This is a genomic window from Marivivens niveibacter (assembly GCF_002150005.2).
Taxonomy (GTDB): Bacteria; Pseudomonadota; Alphaproteobacteria; order Rhodobacterales; family Rhodobacteraceae; genus Marivivens; species Marivivens niveibacter.
The window spans coordinates 317,471-331,097 of record NZ_MSPP01000003.1 but is presented as its reverse complement, the minus strand read 5'-3'; the positions used below and the strand labels follow the sequence as shown (position 1 = coordinate 331,097).

Annotated in this window: 19 protein-coding genes and 1 other RNA gene; 6 read left to right on the top strand and 14 right to left on the bottom strand. The window is 54.4% G+C overall.

The window, feature by feature from the left end:
* Positions 1–77: 77 nt before the first annotated feature.
* Positions 78–812, bottom strand: a complete 735-nt coding sequence (locus BVC71_RS10365; RefSeq protein WP_086451591.1) for a Bax inhibitor-1/YccA family protein — start codon at positions 810–812, stop codon at positions 78–80.
* A 96-nt stretch (positions 813–908) separates the two neighbouring features.
* Positions 909–1,133: a DUF1127 domain-containing protein gene (locus BVC71_RS10360; RefSeq protein WP_086451590.1), complete on the bottom strand. Its 225-nt coding sequence runs from the start codon at positions 1,131–1,133 to the stop codon at positions 909–911.
* Between the two features lie 115 nt (positions 1,134–1,248).
* Here BVC71_RS10360 and BVC71_RS10355 point away from each other — a divergent pair, with 115 nt between their 5' ends.
* Positions 1,249–2,106, top strand: a complete 858-nt coding sequence (locus tag BVC71_RS10355) for a LysR family transcriptional regulator (RefSeq protein WP_086451589.1) — start codon at positions 1,249–1,251, stop codon at positions 2,104–2,106.
* Here BVC71_RS10355 and BVC71_RS10350 read toward each other — a convergent pair.
* Positions 2,096–3,052: an NADPH:quinone oxidoreductase family protein gene (locus BVC71_RS10350; protein WP_086451588.1), complete on the bottom strand. Its 957-nt coding sequence runs from the start codon at positions 3,050–3,052 to the stop codon at positions 2,096–2,098. The two genes, BVC71_RS10355 and BVC71_RS10350, sit on opposite strands and share 11 nt — an antisense overlap.
* A 253-nt stretch (positions 3,053–3,305) precedes the next feature.
* Here BVC71_RS10350 and BVC71_RS10345 point away from each other — a divergent pair, with 253 nt between their 5' ends.
* Both BVC71_RS10345 and hisN read left to right on the top strand, forming a co-directional pair.
* On the top strand, positions 3,306–3,674 hold the full coding sequence (locus BVC71_RS10345; RefSeq protein ID WP_086451587.1) for a helix-turn-helix domain-containing protein: 369 nt from the start codon (positions 3,306–3,308) through the stop codon (positions 3,672–3,674).
* Between the two features lie 61 nt (positions 3,675–3,735).
* Positions 3,736–4,548 (top strand): histidinol-phosphatase, encoded by an 813-nt coding sequence (gene hisN, locus BVC71_RS10340; RefSeq protein WP_086451586.1) that lies wholly within the window; start codon positions 3,736–3,738, stop codon positions 4,546–4,548.
* On the opposite strand, the gene BVC71_RS10335 is transcribed toward hisN, so the two are convergent.
* The 6 genes from BVC71_RS10335 to BVC71_RS10310 all read right to left on the bottom strand — a co-directional run bounded on the left by BVC71_RS10335 (position 4,545) and on the right by BVC71_RS10310 (position 7,836).
* Entirely contained in the window at positions 4,545–5,072 is a 528-nt protein-coding gene (locus BVC71_RS10335; protein ID WP_133064521.1) for a GNAT family N-acetyltransferase, read from the bottom strand. The two genes, hisN and BVC71_RS10335, sit on opposite strands and share 4 nt — an antisense overlap.
* A 45-nt stretch (positions 5,073–5,117) precedes the next feature.
* Entirely contained in the window at positions 5,118–5,285 is a 168-nt protein-coding gene (rpmG, locus tag BVC71_RS10330; protein ID WP_007814563.1) for a 50S ribosomal protein L33, read from the bottom strand.
* Between the two features lie 123 nt (positions 5,286–5,408).
* Positions 5,409–5,774: RNase P RNA component class A (gene rnpB, locus BVC71_RS10325), an RNA gene on the bottom strand.
* Between the two features lie 34 nt (positions 5,775–5,808).
* Positions 5,809–6,603, bottom strand: coding sequence for a metal ABC transporter permease (locus BVC71_RS10320; protein ID WP_086451584.1), 795 nt, complete (start codon positions 6,601–6,603; stop codon positions 5,809–5,811).
* Positions 6,603–7,358, bottom strand: a complete 756-nt coding sequence (locus BVC71_RS10315) for an ATP-binding cassette domain-containing protein (protein WP_086451583.1) — start codon at positions 7,356–7,358, stop codon at positions 6,603–6,605. Before BVC71_RS10315 ends, BVC71_RS10320 begins: the two co-directional genes overlap by 1 nt.
* Position 7,359: 1 nt before the next feature.
* The gene (locus BVC71_RS10310; RefSeq protein WP_086451582.1) at positions 7,360–7,836 is read right to left on the bottom strand and encodes a transcriptional repressor; all 477 of its coding nucleotides are present in this window, start codon (positions 7,834–7,836) and stop codon (positions 7,360–7,362) included.
* Between the two features lie 101 nt (positions 7,837–7,937).
* On the opposite strand from BVC71_RS10310, the gene BVC71_RS10305 reads away from it, so the two are divergent.
* Entirely contained in the window at positions 7,938–9,005 is a 1,068-nt protein-coding gene (locus BVC71_RS10305) for a zinc ABC transporter substrate-binding protein (protein ID WP_086451581.1), read from the top strand.
* Positions 9,006–9,094: 89 nt separating this feature from the next.
* Positions 9,095–9,691, top strand: coding sequence for a TetR/AcrR family transcriptional regulator (locus BVC71_RS10300; protein ID WP_086451580.1), 597 nt, complete (start codon positions 9,095–9,097; stop codon positions 9,689–9,691).
* On the opposite strand, the gene BVC71_RS10295 is transcribed toward BVC71_RS10300, so the two are convergent.
* Together BVC71_RS10295 and BVC71_RS10290 are read right to left on the bottom strand one after the other, a co-directional pair.
* A complete protein-coding gene (locus tag BVC71_RS10295; protein ID WP_086451579.1) occupies positions 9,682–10,380 on the bottom strand; it encodes an HAD family hydrolase in 699 nt (232 codons plus the stop codon). The genes BVC71_RS10300 and BVC71_RS10295 overlap by 10 nt on opposite strands.
* 1 nt (position 10,381) lies before the next feature.
* Positions 10,382–10,660, bottom strand: a complete 279-nt coding sequence (locus BVC71_RS10290; RefSeq protein WP_086451578.1) for a DUF3572 domain-containing protein — start codon at positions 10,658–10,660, stop codon at positions 10,382–10,384.
* 87 nt (positions 10,661–10,747) lie between these two features.
* Between BVC71_RS10290 and BVC71_RS10285 the strand changes: the two genes are divergently transcribed.
* Complete coding sequence (locus tag BVC71_RS10285) at positions 10,748–12,142, top strand: diguanylate cyclase (RefSeq protein ID WP_086451577.1); 1,395 nt, start codon at positions 10,748–10,750, stop codon at positions 12,140–12,142.
* Between the two features lie 9 nt (positions 12,143–12,151).
* Here BVC71_RS10285 and BVC71_RS10280 read toward each other — a convergent pair whose 3' ends face one another.
* The 3 genes from BVC71_RS10280 to BVC71_RS10270 are packed head-to-tail and all read right to left on the bottom strand — an operon-like array spanning position 12,152 to position 13,599.
* Positions 12,152–12,655, bottom strand: coding sequence for a periplasmic heavy metal sensor (locus BVC71_RS10280; RefSeq protein WP_086451576.1), 504 nt, complete (start codon positions 12,653–12,655; stop codon positions 12,152–12,154).
* Position 12,656: 1 nt separating this feature from the next.
* On the bottom strand, positions 12,657–13,019 hold the full coding sequence (locus tag BVC71_RS10275; RefSeq protein ID WP_086451575.1) for a hypothetical protein: 363 nt from the start codon (positions 13,017–13,019) through the stop codon (positions 12,657–12,659).
* The gene (locus tag BVC71_RS10270; RefSeq protein WP_086451574.1) at positions 13,012–13,599 is read right to left on the bottom strand and encodes an RNA polymerase sigma factor; all 588 of its coding nucleotides are present in this window, start codon (positions 13,597–13,599) and stop codon (positions 13,012–13,014) included. The genes BVC71_RS10275 and BVC71_RS10270 overlap by 8 nt, the downstream gene beginning before the upstream one ends.
* Between the last annotated feature and the right edge of the window lie 28 nt (positions 13,600–13,627).

The window sequence follows — 13,627 nt, the reverse complement described above, 5'->3', positions numbered from 1 at the left end:
CCTTCGCGCGGGCAACCTATACAAACGAAAAGGCCGCCCCTGCGGACGGCCTAAACAATTAGCAGTTTTAAAACGCGTTATTCGCGGTTGCCCAGCAATTGCAGCAGGAACATGAACATGTTGATGAAATCCAGATACAGGTTCAATGCACCCATGATTGCCGATTTCGCCAACCATTCCTGATCCATCGCATATGCGTGCTGGATATAGTCGTTCTTGATTTTCTGCGTGTCATAAGCGGTTAGACCAGCAAAGATTAGAACACCCAGGATCGAAACTGCATAGGCGATTGCAGGAGACTGCAGGAAGATGTTGATAACCGACGCGACCAGCAAACCAATCACACCCATGATCAGGAACGAACCCATCGCGGACAGGTCTTTTTTGGTGGTGTAACCAACCAGCGACAGACCCGCGAATGCGATCGACGTGACCAAGAACACCTGAGCGATCGAGGTGCCAGTGAACGCGACGAAAATCCACGACATCGACAGACCCATAACGGACGCGAATGCGTAGAAGAACAATTGGGCGCCAGCAGCCGACAGACGATTAATCGCGGCGCCGAATGCAAACACCATGATCAGCGGTGCGAACATGACGATCCAACCCAGAATGGTCATGCCACCTTGCGGGTTACGCAGGATCGAAAACAGTTCCGCGCTCGAACCAAATGCCCACGCAACGATGAATGTCAGCAATGTGCCGACCGACATAGTCGCGTAAACTTTGTTCATGTGGGCGCGAAGGCCCTCGTCGATAGCAGCGGTGCGTGCGCCTGTTGCGGCATGCATCGTGCGAAAGTCAGCCATTGAAAACCTCCAAAAACGCTGTGTTTTGACCCCACAATAGGGGCTTTGGTGTAAATATCGGGAATGTGGGTCAGGTTTTCAAGGGCTTACAAAGGGTCAAAACGTACGTTTGACCCAATATTCGTGCCCATCCCATGGGGCGCGTTGGCTTTCGACTGTTGCCTGTTCGCGCGAAACACCGATATCGGCCAGTTGATCATCGGTCAGCGCGGCCAAATCCGTGCGGCTTTTGCGTAATGCCAGCATCATGCGCAGACGTTTTGCAAACGATAAGCGGCGACCAGAAACGCCGCGCAGGGAAGAAGACTGAACAAAAGCCATCGGTCATTTCCTTTCGTGATGAATTGCTGTATTCGTTCAATATTCTTGATGTAACCCGTAGAACGTGCATTATGGAAACGAATGATTGTCATCCCTAACATCACAGATCTTGATAATGGCCCGAAACCTAGACATGACCGCCCTACGCGCACTGGTAACCGTTCTGGATTTAGGCGGGGTGACTCGTGCTGCGACACGGCTGAACCTGACCCAATCAGCGGTCTCGATGCAGCTAAAGCGGCTAGAGGAAAATCTGGGGCTGATCTTGCTGGACCGGTCAGGCCGCCAAATCAAAGCAACCGCCGCAGGTGAACAGTTATTGGGCTATGCACGCCGTTTGCTGGACATCAACGACGAAGCCTTGGGGCGTCTGACCTCGAACGCGTTCGAAGGCGAAATTACTTTGGGCGTACCTCATGACATCATCTATCCGGTCTTGCCGCCCGTTTTGCGGCAATTTTCGCTGGATTTTCCGCGCGTTCAGGTGCGCCTGATTTCGTCGTACACACGGCAAATGAAAAAGCAGTTTACCAATCAGGAAATCGATGTCCTGCTGACCACTGAATACGAACAACCTGTTGATGCCGAAACGCTGGCGGATGTTCCTCTTGTTTGGATCGGCGCGCCTAACGGCAACGCATTCCGTAATCGCCCATTGCGCCTAGGCCACGAAGCGCACTGCATTTTCCGAAATGTCTGCCAACGCACGCTTGAGGACGCCGGCATTGCATGGGAAATGGCGCTGGATACGGACTCTACGCGATCCGCCGAAGCAACAATCGCAGCAGATTTGGCCGTCCACACGATGCTAGAAGGCACAGCCCCAGCAGAACTGGAACAGATCGACCACGGTGGCACCTTACCTGATTTGCCCAGCACCTATATCAACCTGTATCTGTCCCCCAACAGGAACGATCCAGTGGGGCAGCATCTGGCGGATATGCTGCGCGAGGCCTATCGCGCTAGGGCGTAACCACAACCTTGCCCGTAGATTTACGTTTGGCCAAAATATCCAGCGCGTCAGCGGCTTGATCCAATGGAAACGTGTGGCTGACGTGGGGTTTGATGCGGCCTTTGGTGTACCAGTCAAATAGCTCTGCCATGCTCTCGGTCAGGGCTTTTGGATTGAATTTCAAATATCCGCCCCAATAAAAACCGATCACATCGATGTTTTTGACCAGCAGATGATTTGATGGAATCTGTGGAACATCGCCGCTGGCAAAACCAATCGGCATAAGCCGCGCTTCGCGTTTGGCAGCTTTCATAGCAGCCTTGAACATATCCCCGCCCACCGCGTCATAGGCCACATCGATCCCGCCCAATGCTTTTAGTTCGGCGGCCAGATCCGCAGAGACATCGATCAGATGATCCGCGCCAGCCTGACGCGCGATTTCCAATTTATCCGCACCACGGGCCACTGCGATCACCGTCGCGCCCAGCTGTTTGCCGATTTCAACGGCGGTCAGGCCGACGCCGCCAGCCGCCCCCATCACAACCAGTGTTTCCCCTGCTTGCAACCGCGCCCGCCGCGTGAGGGCAAGGTGAGACGACCCGTAGGCCACCATGAAACCCGCCGCTTCGGCACTGGACATAGCGTCTGGAACCGTGACGCAACGTTCCGCAGGAAAGACGCCAAATTCGGCCATTCCGCCCTGCCCGCCATAGACAGCAACGCGGTCGCCGACCTCGAATCCGGTCACTTCGGACCCCAATTCGCGGATCGTTCCGCACACTTCTAGGCCCAGCGTAAAGGGAGGCTCTGGCGTGTCCTGGTACGTGCCTTTTGTCATCAACAAATCAGCGAAATTTAGGCCGCACGCATGAATTTCCAGCAATACTTCGCCTTTTTGGGGTGAAGGGACGGCAATATTTTCCAGCGACGGCGCGGTATCGAACGCCGAAACACGATAGGATTTCATAATACGGGCCTGTGTTACGATCTGTCTGTCGCCAAAAGGATGGCAGAGCCCAATACGGATTGCAAAAGAACAGTCTCAAACTGCGACATCAATGACCTTATGTAACTCAACCTGTCCTAAAGGGCATGTTTGATGCGCAACCGTTACGTGTTCTATTAGGGCGCGAAAAACAAAACTCGAATACGTGATAACGACCTGTGGGGTGGTCGGTGATCGTCAAACGTTACCAGTGACCCGAAAGGAATATGTGTCCATGAGCCATCCAGTTGATGTGCATGTAGGTAAACGCATCCGCCACCGTCGGTGGATGATTGGCACCACACAGCAGCAGCTAGCCGAAAAAGTTGGAATTAAATTCCAGCAAATCCAGAAATATGAAACCGGCATGAACCGCGTTTCCGCGTCGCGTCTATGGGATATCGCGCACGCGCTGGGCGTGGATATTTCGTTCTTCTTTGAAGGTTTGGAAAACGCAGCAGCCCAAACCGAAGGCGACATGCCGAACGACATCTTGTCGGACAAAGAGGCATTGGAACTTTTGCGTTCGTACTATGCGATCCCAGAGGCACAGCGTCGCCGTCTGTTTGATCTGGCACGCGTCCTGTCGGACTCTGCTGCCTAACAGCTTGACCATGTGACAGGTCCCGCGCTACCGAAAACGGAAGCGAATTCAGGGGCCGACCATGACCGACAAAATCGATACCGAAACAATGGGCGATCTAATCCGGGTCGCCCATTTGCTTGCCGACGCGGCCCGGCCGGCGACGTTGGAACATTTCCGCAGTACCGGCCTAGAGGCAGACAACAAACGCCCCGCAGATTTTGACCCCGTGACCGAAGGCGACCGCGCCGCCGAACGCGCCATGCGCGACGTTTTGGCAGCCGAACGACCAGATGACGCAATCATCGGCGAAGAATACGGAACCAAAGAGGGCACCTCTGGTCTGACTTGGGTATTGGATCCCATCGACGGCACGCGGGGCTATCTGTCTGGCACCCCAACTTGGGGCGTATTGATCGCTGCAGGCCCCCAAAGCGGCCCCGTGGTGGGCATCATCGACCAACCCTATATTGGTGAACGTTTTATCGGTGCCCCCAACCACGCGACCGTTACGGGCCCGCACGGCACAGGCGCGCTCCGGACCCGCGCGGCACGTCCGCTGTCACAGTCCATCCTGTTCACAACATTTCCCGAAGTCGGTAGCGACGCGGAACGCGCCGCATTCGATGCGGTCGCAGATCAGGCACAGCTGGTTCGCTATGGTTGTGACTGTTATGCCTATGCCCTGCTTGCCGCTGGGCAGATCGATCTGGTGATCGAGGCAGGTCTAAATTCCTATGATATTCAGGCGCCAATCGCAGTGATTCAGGCAGCGGGCGGGATCGTGACCGATTGGGATGGAAACCCTGTGCACAACGGCGGGCGGGTGATCGCAGCCGCGAATCGCGACATCCATCAACAGGCGATGGAAATCCTACGCAGCAAAATGCGCTAAAATTCCCGCTGCATACGAACCATCGGTATTTTTTCAGAGGTTCCGGCAAGGGGAAAAGCGCTCATTTCTCCTTCGACAACGAACCCGCGGTTCCGAAAGAAACCGACCGCGTTCAATGTCGTCACGCACTCAAAGCCTTTCACGCCCTCGACTCGTGCAGAAGCTACGCATTGGTACAGAATTTCCGATGCGACGCCACAGCGTAGTGCCGAAGGCGAAGACGCAAACATACGCAGCAAACCAAAATGCTGTCTGGGTTCTAATTGATCAGGGACATCACGCATCCAGCCGCCGCACCCCAGAATTTTTTGATCGTGTTCGGCCAGATAAAAGCGGCCAGAATCAACCAGCTCGATCGGCACCGCCAGAACATGTTCCCTTAGACGTTCAAACACTGAAGGCGGATAGGCGTCGCGAAGCTGCACGTCATAGCTACTTTTCAGTAGCGCGACGACTGCAGGCAGATCAGATGAACTGGCTTCGCGGACATAAAACATAACAGAACCAAAAGAAAACGGCCGCACGGGTGTTCCGTACGGCCGTCTATATCACAATACGAGAACGTAAGATTATTTAATCTTACCTTCTTTGTATTCAACGTGCTTACGAACAACTGGGTCGTATTTACGTACAACCATTTTTTCGGTCATCGTACGCGCGTTCTTTTTAGTGACGTAGAAGTGCCCGGTCCCCGCGGTGGAGTTCAGGCGGATTTTGATAGTGGTCGGCTTCGCCATGTCTCATCTCTCCTGATCGCGGGCCGTGAGATAGCGGCACATCGCGTGAATTCGTATGAAGCCCGCCTTTTAACGAAGGGTTGGGCCGAGTCAACAGCGTTTCAGAAGATTCCTGAAACATTTATGCGCGGACGGCCTATAAGCCGGATTTTGTCCAGGGTTTGACCCCTTGGATGACCATTCATCTTGGACAATTGTTACCAACTGCCCTCTAGCTGCCAACCCGGACCTCTCGGGGTTAGGCGTCCCTGCCCTAACGGGCGCGAGGTCCCTATTTGGCATTGCACCAGGTGGGGCTTGCCTTGCCGGTCCTGTTGCCAGTCCCGCGGTGGGCTCTTACTCCACCGTTTCACCTTTTCCCTGCATGCAGGGTAGTCTGTTCTCTGTGGCGCTGTCCCTAGGGTTACCCCCGCCGGGCGTTACCCGGCACCTTGCCTTTTGGTGTCCGGACTTTCCTCAGGTCAAACCTGCGGTCATCCAGCCATCCGCGCGCCGCAGTGCCTAAGCCAACCCTGTCATTCGGTCAACGGCGAATAAATAAAGGGCGCAAAACAACCCCTAGTGCGAACAGGATGATCGCCGCGACCACAATGGGCGGGCCCGCTGGCGCATCAAACCACAAAGACGCATGTAGCCCACCGATGGCCGATGCCCCGCCGATAAGTGCCGCAATAACAGCCATCATTTCAGGCGTTCGCGCGACATTGCGGGCAGCGGCCGCAGGAATGATCAGTAGCGCTGTAATCAGAAGCGCCCCGACAACTTTGATCGACACAGCAACTACGCCCGCCAATAATAGCGACAAAATCAACTGTTCCCGCCTTGGATCAACTCCGGCGGCATAGGCCAAATCAGGTGAAACCGTCGATGTGACCAGCGCCGACCAGCGCCACCACAACACCCCAGCTACAACAGCCAATCCGCACCAGATAACGGCCAAATCCATTTTACTGACGGTCAGAATATCGCCAAACAAATACGCGTCTAGACTAACCCGAGGCCCAGGCACCATCGCAACGGCCAACAGTCCAATCGCCAATGCACCGTGCGAAAGAACACCTAAGAGCGTGTCGACCGAAAACCCGCGCCCATGCAGCGCCCATAGCAGCACTGCCATACCGCTTGCGGTGAAAGTGACCCCAACAAGGATCGAAATCTGAAATCCCAACGCCAACGCCACGCCCAAAACCGCTGCGTGCGCGGTCGCGTCGCCGAAATACGCCATTCTGCGCCAAACAACGAAGGTGCCCAACCATCCCGCAGTGATCGCCGTGCCGACACCTGCAATTAGCGCACGGATGAAAAAATCGTCCAACATCAGTGGGCTCCTTCGTGGTCGCAAGTGTGATCATGTTCGTGCACATGATCATGATCGTGGTTGTGATCGTGGCGGTACAATGCCAATGCGCCTTTGGTGCCCGTTCCAAAGAGCTGCCGATATTCCGGTGCGGCCGATACGACGTCTGGCGCACCTTCACAGCAAACATGCCCATTCAGGCAGATAACGCGATCAGAGGCGCTCATGACGACGTGTAATTCGTGGCTGACCATTAAAACCGCACAACCCAACGTGTCTCGCAGCTCTTCAATCAGTTGATAGAACGCGGCCGATCCGGGCTGGTCCAAACCTTGCGTGGCTTCGTCCAGCATCAAAATGTCCGGTTTCACCAAAATCGCACGCGCCAAAAGCACACGTTGGAATTGCCCGCCGCTCAAACCATTTAGCGGATGATCCGCCAAATGTGCGACACCCGTTCGGTCCAATGCGGCCTCGGCCTCTGAATTTTTGACCCGCTTAGGCACGTCTAGAAAACGCCGAACAGTCAGCGGCATTGCGCCATCTACGAATAATTTCTGAGGCACATACCCAATCCGCAGTTTGGTTTTACGATTTAATTCCCCACTTTCAGGAGTAACGGCGCCAATCAATGTCCTTAGCAGAGTCGATTTACCTGACCCGTTCGGCCCGACGATCGTGACGATCTCGCCTTTTCGAATTTCGAAATCGACGTTTTGCAAAACGGTTTTATCGCCCTGACGGACGCTCAGCTTGCGCGCTGTAATTAGGCTCATATCAAGCGCTTTCCTTGCAAAGAGGGCACAGGCCTTCGGCTTCTATGACCGTTTGTTCGATGGTGAAACCACTTTGCGATGCTGGGGAATTCAGAACAGCATTCCCTGCGTCCGCTTCGGCGACTTTGTGGCAGCTGCGGCAAATCATAAATGCCGGGTCATGCGAGGTGCCAGGGTGATTGCAGGCGACAAACGCGTTCAAACGTTCGATTCGATGGACAAACCCCTGTTCGACCAAAAACGCCAAAGCCCGATAGGCGACAGGTGGTTTAGACCCCAGACCTTCGGCATCAAGCCGCGCTAAAACATCATAGGCGCCCATCGCAGCATGCGATTCGAGCAATATTTCCAATACCCTACGCCGCACAGGGGTCAGTTGTACCTTGCGGGCTGCACAGGTTTCTTCGGCCACATTCATCGCGGAATGGATACAAGATCCATGATCATGTGGCGCAAAGCTTTGGATTTTCTCGGTCATATGGGATCCAGAGTTATATGTTATAGTATCACATTATGGGGGTTGTTATGTTATAACATCATAATTATAGGGATGGCCAATTACATTCTCAAGAGGTCACAATGTACATCCGAGCCGCCGCATTATTGTCCGTTATCACCACCAGCGCAGCCCAGGCAGAGACGCTGAAAATTGTCACCGACATTCTGCCCGTCGGATCATTGGTGCAGTCCATCGCTGGCGACACAGCCGAGGTGACGACACTGCTGCAGCCGGGTGATAACCCACATAACTTCGCACTACGGCCATCCGATGCGCGTTTTCTTGCAGAGGCTGATTTGGTCATCTGGACCGGCGAAGCACTGTCCCCTTTCCTTGCTGATCCAATCGATACGCTGGCAGCGTCTGCGACGGTGATCGAACTGCTAGAAACCGAAGGCTGGACCCCGATCGCGTGGCGCGAAGAATCGCATGACGATCATGATGAACACGAAGAACACGATGAGCACGATCATGATGCCCATGCTCACGAAGAACATGATCACGACGCACACGAAGCTGAAGAACATGACGCGCACGACCATGATGAGCATGACGAACACGACCATGATGACCATGATGAGCATGAAGAAGACGAACACGGTCACGAAGATCACGATGAACACGATCACGGCGACTTCGATCCTCATGCCTGGTTGTCGCCTGCTGTTCTGACCGCTTGGGCAGGCACCATTCAAACTGCAATCTCGACTGCATCCCCAGATATGGAAACAGAAATTGCACAAAATGCGATTCAAACTTTGGCAGATATCGACTATGCCAATGAGGCAGCACTGAACGCTTTGGCTGATGTCCGCGGCATCCCATTTGTCGTGTCGCACGACGCGCTGGGCTATTTTGAATCGGCCTTTGATGTGCCGTCTGCAGGCCGCATTGCACTGTCCGACGCATCCGCACCCAGCGCCGCGCGCCTAACTGAAATCAAAGAAGAAATTGAACACGAAGGCATCGAGTGCATCGTTTCTGACAGCCAATCCAGCCCTGAATGGGTGACCGTTGTAACCGAAGGCGCAGACGTGCGGATCATCACAATTGATCCGTTGGGCGGTCAACTGGCTGGTTCGCCAAAACTGGCTTCAGAGTCGATCGTTCAGATCGCGACCGCACTGGCAGACTGCCTAAAAGGATAGAGCAAGGCGCATTCGTATCGGGGCTCAACGGTTTGTCCATTTGTATCCGTATATTCGGGTACAGATCAGTGAAACCAGAGGCCCCGAGCATGAACGAAGCCAAACAATCTGACCGCCGTCTTCAGATCGAAACGGCCGCCTATGGCTTACTAGCGTTAAAAGGATACAAGGCGACTTCGATGCTCGAGGTCGCCAAACGTGCAAAAGCATCAAACGAAACGCTGTACAAATGGTACGGCAATAAACAGGGGCTGTTCCTGTCTATGGTCGAACGCAACCTGTCCGCATCCCGAGATGTGCTAACGGCGGCAATCGAAAACGGCGACAGTCTGACAGACATTTTGGACAATTTCGGGCCCCAATTACTGTCCATCGTCACGGGCCAACGTTCGGTCGTTCTGGATCGCGCAGCGGCGGGCGATGTTCATGATACTGGCCTGTTGGGTCGGACAATCGTCGAAGGCGGACGCGACAAGATCATCCCCCTTTTGGCGCAAATCATCGACAAAAGCGGCCCGCATCCGATCGACGCTACAGAAGCTGCAGAAACCTATTATGACCTGCTGGTGGCCGACACGCAAATCCGCCGTGTCATGGGTGTATTACCAATCCTGCCAGAAGCCGAGGTCGCAAAACGCGCAGAACGCGCCAAAAACGTCCTGTTGAAATTGTTGGGTCAGCCCTGAGCCGCGATCCATTCAGGTAACTCTGCAATCGACGGCAAAACAACATCCGCATGGGGGGCCAATTCGTTGGCCTCTGCCAATCCGGTTAGCACACCCACGCAACGCATCCCTGCGGCACGCCCAGCCATCAGGTCATGGGTGCTATCACCAACCATAATGCATTCTGCAGGTGCCAAACCGGTGTGATTACAAAACCCGATCAATTGTCCCGGAGCGGGTTTGCCACCATAGCCGCTATCGTAACCAGCAATAAAGTCGAACTGATCGCTGATGCCTGCCTGATCCAGATGTGCGCGTGCTGGCATTTCGGAATCATTCGTCGCGACCCCCAAGACAAACCCGCGCGACTTCAGATCAGCCAAAAAGGTTTTCAGCGGCGCCGCCTCTACTTGGGGCGCTTTTGCTGCACGGTCGTTCATTCGGTCTATTAAACCTGACGGTGTTGCATCAGGCAAATACGGCAATATGACATCAGCCACCTCTTCGGCGGTTGAGGCAATGACAATGCTGTGCTTTTCGAAACGCTGGCTTTGCAAATCAAACGCAAGCTCAGCCGCGAGCGCCTGTTGCAACACCGTGTCATCACCGCATTCTTCGGAAATTAATCCACCTGTCCAGCACCCCCACGTCGCATTGAAATCAAACAACGTGCCGTCTTTGTCGAAAATAATGCCTTTAATCGCGACCATGCTATGTCCAATGCACATTTTGCGCGCCAGGCAAGGCATAGCGCGCCTGTAGCGGCGTTTCATACGGCCAGCCAAACGTGTCGCACAGCGAAACCACCCATTGGTCATCCATCGTGATGAATTCCAGAACCGACGCTAGGAACTCTGGCTCGTTCGCTTGGGCTTTCAGATCATCTACACTTGCGCCCGTCGAACCCAAAAATATTGGACACAATTCATCATTTCCGACCAACCAGCCGAGTGACTGAAGCGCAATCGTTTCCGCCTGTTCACGTTTCATTCTCTATTCTTAAGCTCCGGAAAGAGTTTTTTAACTATTCAACGCCAAGCTGACAAAAAACAGGCAACGCCCTTGCCGGAGTACCTTATGTCAGGCCGAATTATCATCATAGACACAGTTGCAACAAACCGCATCGTGTTAAAGGTCAAATTGATGACCGCACAATACAAGGTCACGCCCTGCGCGACGATTGCAGAGGCGCAGCAATGTATTACCGATGGTGATGCCGTCGATCTGATCGTCGCGGACGTATCCAGCGCATCGCGGGATATGAACAATTTCTTTCAATTTCTATCAACAAACAGCTCAACAGGTAACATCCCAATAATCGCGACAGGGACATTCGATTCTTCCGCATCGCGGATTGAAACGCTTCGTTCTGGCGCGACCGAGGTATTGTCGAAACCTGTATCGGATATGATGCTACTTGCACGCATCCGCAGCCTGCTTCGCAGTCGCGCGGTGGATAACGAACTAAAGTTACGTGACGATACCAGCCGCGCCTTGGGTTTCGCCGAAGGCGGTGACCCCTTTATCGCCCCTGGCAAAGTTGCGTTAGTGTCCAATAACCAAGCTCTTGCCCTGCCGCTATCGCGGGATCTAAGCGCTGCGATGGCCAGCCGCGTGCGCAGCTTTACCCATGAAGATGCGTTAAGCATCGAAACACTAGACACCCCGCCCGACCTTTATGTGATAGACGCCCGACATGCCGATACATCAGGAGAAGACGGGCGCGTGTTCCGCCTTATCGCCGAACTACGTAGCCGCAACCAAACCCGTAACGCGGCACAATTGATCATAGCACCCGAAAACGGCGACCATTTAGGGGCAATGGCGTTGGATCTGGGGGCAAATGATGTGGTGCCGTATGACGCTACAGCTGCCGAAATTGGGCTCCGCGCACGTGGTTTAGTTCGACGGAAAATCAGAATGGAAAAGCTGCGCGACACGGTCCAATCAGGGCTAAAGGCGGCCGTCACTGACCCGCTCACTGGGCTATACAATCGCCGCTATGCCATGCCCCATTTGCAGGCGATGGCGGACCGCGCAATACGGACAAACCGTAGTTTTGCGTTGATGGCACTAGACATTGATCATTTCAAATCGGTGAATGATACCTACGGGCATACTGCCGGTGACAAAGTGATCTCGGCTATTGCTGAACTGATCCGCGACAGTCTGCGCCCTATCGACCTTGTCGCACGGATCGGTGGCGAAGAATTTCTGGTCGCGATGCCCGACACATCTGTCGCAGCGGCACAAAAAACCGCAGAGCGTTTGCGATTTTTGGTCCAAAATACGCCAATTGATATCGGGAATATGCCGCCCGTGACGGTCACAATGTCTATCGGGCTGGCGGTATCGGATTGCAGCGCGAAATGCTCTACCGATATCAATCAGCTCATCGATTATGCGGATGCCGCATTGTACGATTCAAAAGCTGCGGGTCGGAATATTGTCACGCTACGCGATGCAGCGTGACAACCTTGATTAATCGCGGTCTTTGTCGCGGCCACCGCCGTCACGATCACGATCAGGGCGGCGCATGGCCTCTCTCATCAGACGATCGGTGAATTCTTCACGTTCTTCGACGGACATTTCGCGAAGGCGATTCAACACGACTTCTTGACCAATCCGCATAGCCTCAGCCGCATTTTCGCGCTGCGTTTCGAACTGTTCAGTCACAGCGTCTTCGACAAAGGGATCTGCGCGCATGGCAGCAATCAGGGTTTGCATTGATGCGCTTTGCTCTTGCGGGGTGGCGAATTCTGCCATGCGGGCACGCAAATCATCGCGGATTGCGCGGCGGTCCTCTTCTTCAAAGGCACGGGAGAACGGACCGACAGAGATGTCAAAGTTACCCTTGGGGCTAAACTGACGGCCTTTTGAAATACCGCCGACCAATACGCCCGCAACCAGCAGGTTTAGCGCCAGCGACACAACCAGCAAAACCCGTAGCGCGGGCCGCATCGAAGATTTCTTAGTTTCAGCCATATTACCCCTCCAACCCCAAAATGTCGTCAGGCACCATCACAGATACCGACATGCTATCACCCCAGAATGCATCGCTCACTGTGGCCATGCTGGTGGGGGACGCAACGCCGATCCAGATGCCTGTTGCCGCGGCGGCTGCAAGTCCACTTGCGCCAGCCCAGCCACCCAAGGCAGCCCAAATAGACGCCAGAACGGAACGACGCGGCGCATCCGCTACAACCGGTTCGACCTGAGGCACAATGGAATCAATATCCGCGAACATACGCGCCATAAAATCTGCGTCCGGCACAGGGTCCGACGTCCGCGCAGAGGCGAACATTTCCTCAAGCTGTGCATCGGTCAGATGGGATAGTTTATCACTCATCGTTAAACCCCAGTTCCGCTTTCTTGCTGGCCAAAATCGACGCCAACGTCCGTTTTCCGCGCGCTGTCAGGCTCTCTACGGCCTCAACGCTGATATCCATAATCTGGGCAATCTCGGGATTTCCCAGACCTTCTAAATGTCGCAAAGACACGGCCTGTGCCTGTCGTTCTGGCATTTCGGCCAAAGCGGCGGCCAACGCATCGTGCCGTGCTTCGTCTTGCATCTTTTGCGCAACGCTAGGTGCGCTGTCTTCGGGTTCGGCGATTTTGTCGAAATCGACATTTCGCCGCCTGACCCGTAATCGGTCAGTGCATAAATTCGCAACAACACGATACAGCCAGGTCGATACCTGCGCTTCGCCTTGGCGCCAATCGGGCGCAATTTTCCACAGGCGCAAAAACGCCTCTTGCACCACATCTTCGGCGGCTGCGCGATCGTTCAACATGCGTTGAGCTTGACCCAACGCACGCGGAGACAATCGCACCACCAGCAAACGTGCCGCTGCGCTGTCGCCATTTGCAAAGGCGACCAATAGTGCGCTGTCAGGCGCGCCTGCATATTCGTCAAAGGCCATGTCCATTACCTGTCACAGGTACAGATTCCTTTGT

Coding starts and splice junctions, on each gene's coding strand:
- BVC71_RS10360 (WP_086451590.1), bottom strand. CDS start 1,133: ATGGCTTTTGTTCAGTCTTCTTCCCTGCGCGGCGTTTCTGGTCGCCGC.
- BVC71_RS10270 (WP_086451574.1), bottom strand. CDS start 13,599: ATGGACATGGCCTTTGACGAATATGCAGGCGCGCCTGACAGCGCACTA.
- BVC71_RS10280 (WP_086451576.1), bottom strand. CDS start 12,655: ATGGCTGAAACTAAGAAATCTTCGATGCGGCCCGCGCTACGGGTTTTG.
- BVC71_RS10365 (WP_086451591.1), bottom strand. CDS start 812: ATGGCTGACTTTCGCACGATGCATGCCGCAACAGGCGCACGCACCGCT.
- BVC71_RS10350 (WP_086451588.1), bottom strand. CDS start 3,052: ATGAAATCCTATCGTGTTTCGGCGTTCGATACCGCGCCGTCGCTGGAA.
- BVC71_RS10320 (WP_086451584.1), bottom strand. CDS start 6,603: ATGTTGGACGATTTTTTCATCCGTGCGCTAATTGCAGGTGTCGGCACG.
- BVC71_RS10310 (WP_086451582.1), bottom strand. CDS start 7,836: ATGACCGAGAAAATCCAAAGCTTTGCGCCACATGATCATGGATCTTGT.
- hisN (WP_086451586.1), top strand. CDS start 3,736: ATGACCGACAAAATCGATACCGAAACAATGGGCGATCTAATCCGGGTC.
- BVC71_RS10300 (WP_086451580.1), top strand. CDS start 9,095: ATGAACGAAGCCAAACAATCTGACCGCCGTCTTCAGATCGAAACGGCC.
- BVC71_RS10295 (WP_086451579.1), bottom strand. CDS start 10,380: ATGGTCGCGATTAAAGGCATTATTTTCGACAAAGACGGCACGTTGTTT.
- BVC71_RS10315 (WP_086451583.1), bottom strand. CDS start 7,358: ATGAGCCTAATTACAGCGCGCAAGCTGAGCGTCCGTCAGGGCGATAAA.
- BVC71_RS10285 (WP_086451577.1), top strand. CDS start 10,748: ATGTCAGGCCGAATTATCATCATAGACACAGTTGCAACAAACCGCATC.
- BVC71_RS10275 (WP_086451575.1), bottom strand. CDS start 13,019: ATGAGTGATAAACTATCCCATCTGACCGATGCACAGCTTGAGGAAATG.
- BVC71_RS10345 (WP_086451587.1), top strand. CDS start 3,306: ATGAGCCATCCAGTTGATGTGCATGTAGGTAAACGCATCCGCCACCGT.
- rpmG (WP_007814563.1), bottom strand. CDS start 5,285: ATGGCGAAGCCGACCACTATCAAAATCCGCCTGAACTCCACCGCGGGG.
- BVC71_RS10305 (WP_086451581.1), top strand. CDS start 7,938: ATGTACATCCGAGCCGCCGCATTATTGTCCGTTATCACCACCAGCGCA.
- BVC71_RS10290 (WP_086451578.1), bottom strand. CDS start 10,660: ATGAAACGTGAACAGGCGGAAACGATTGCGCTTCAGTCACTCGGCTGG.
- BVC71_RS10355 (WP_086451589.1), top strand. CDS start 1,249: ATGGCCCGAAACCTAGACATGACCGCCCTACGCGCACTGGTAACCGTT.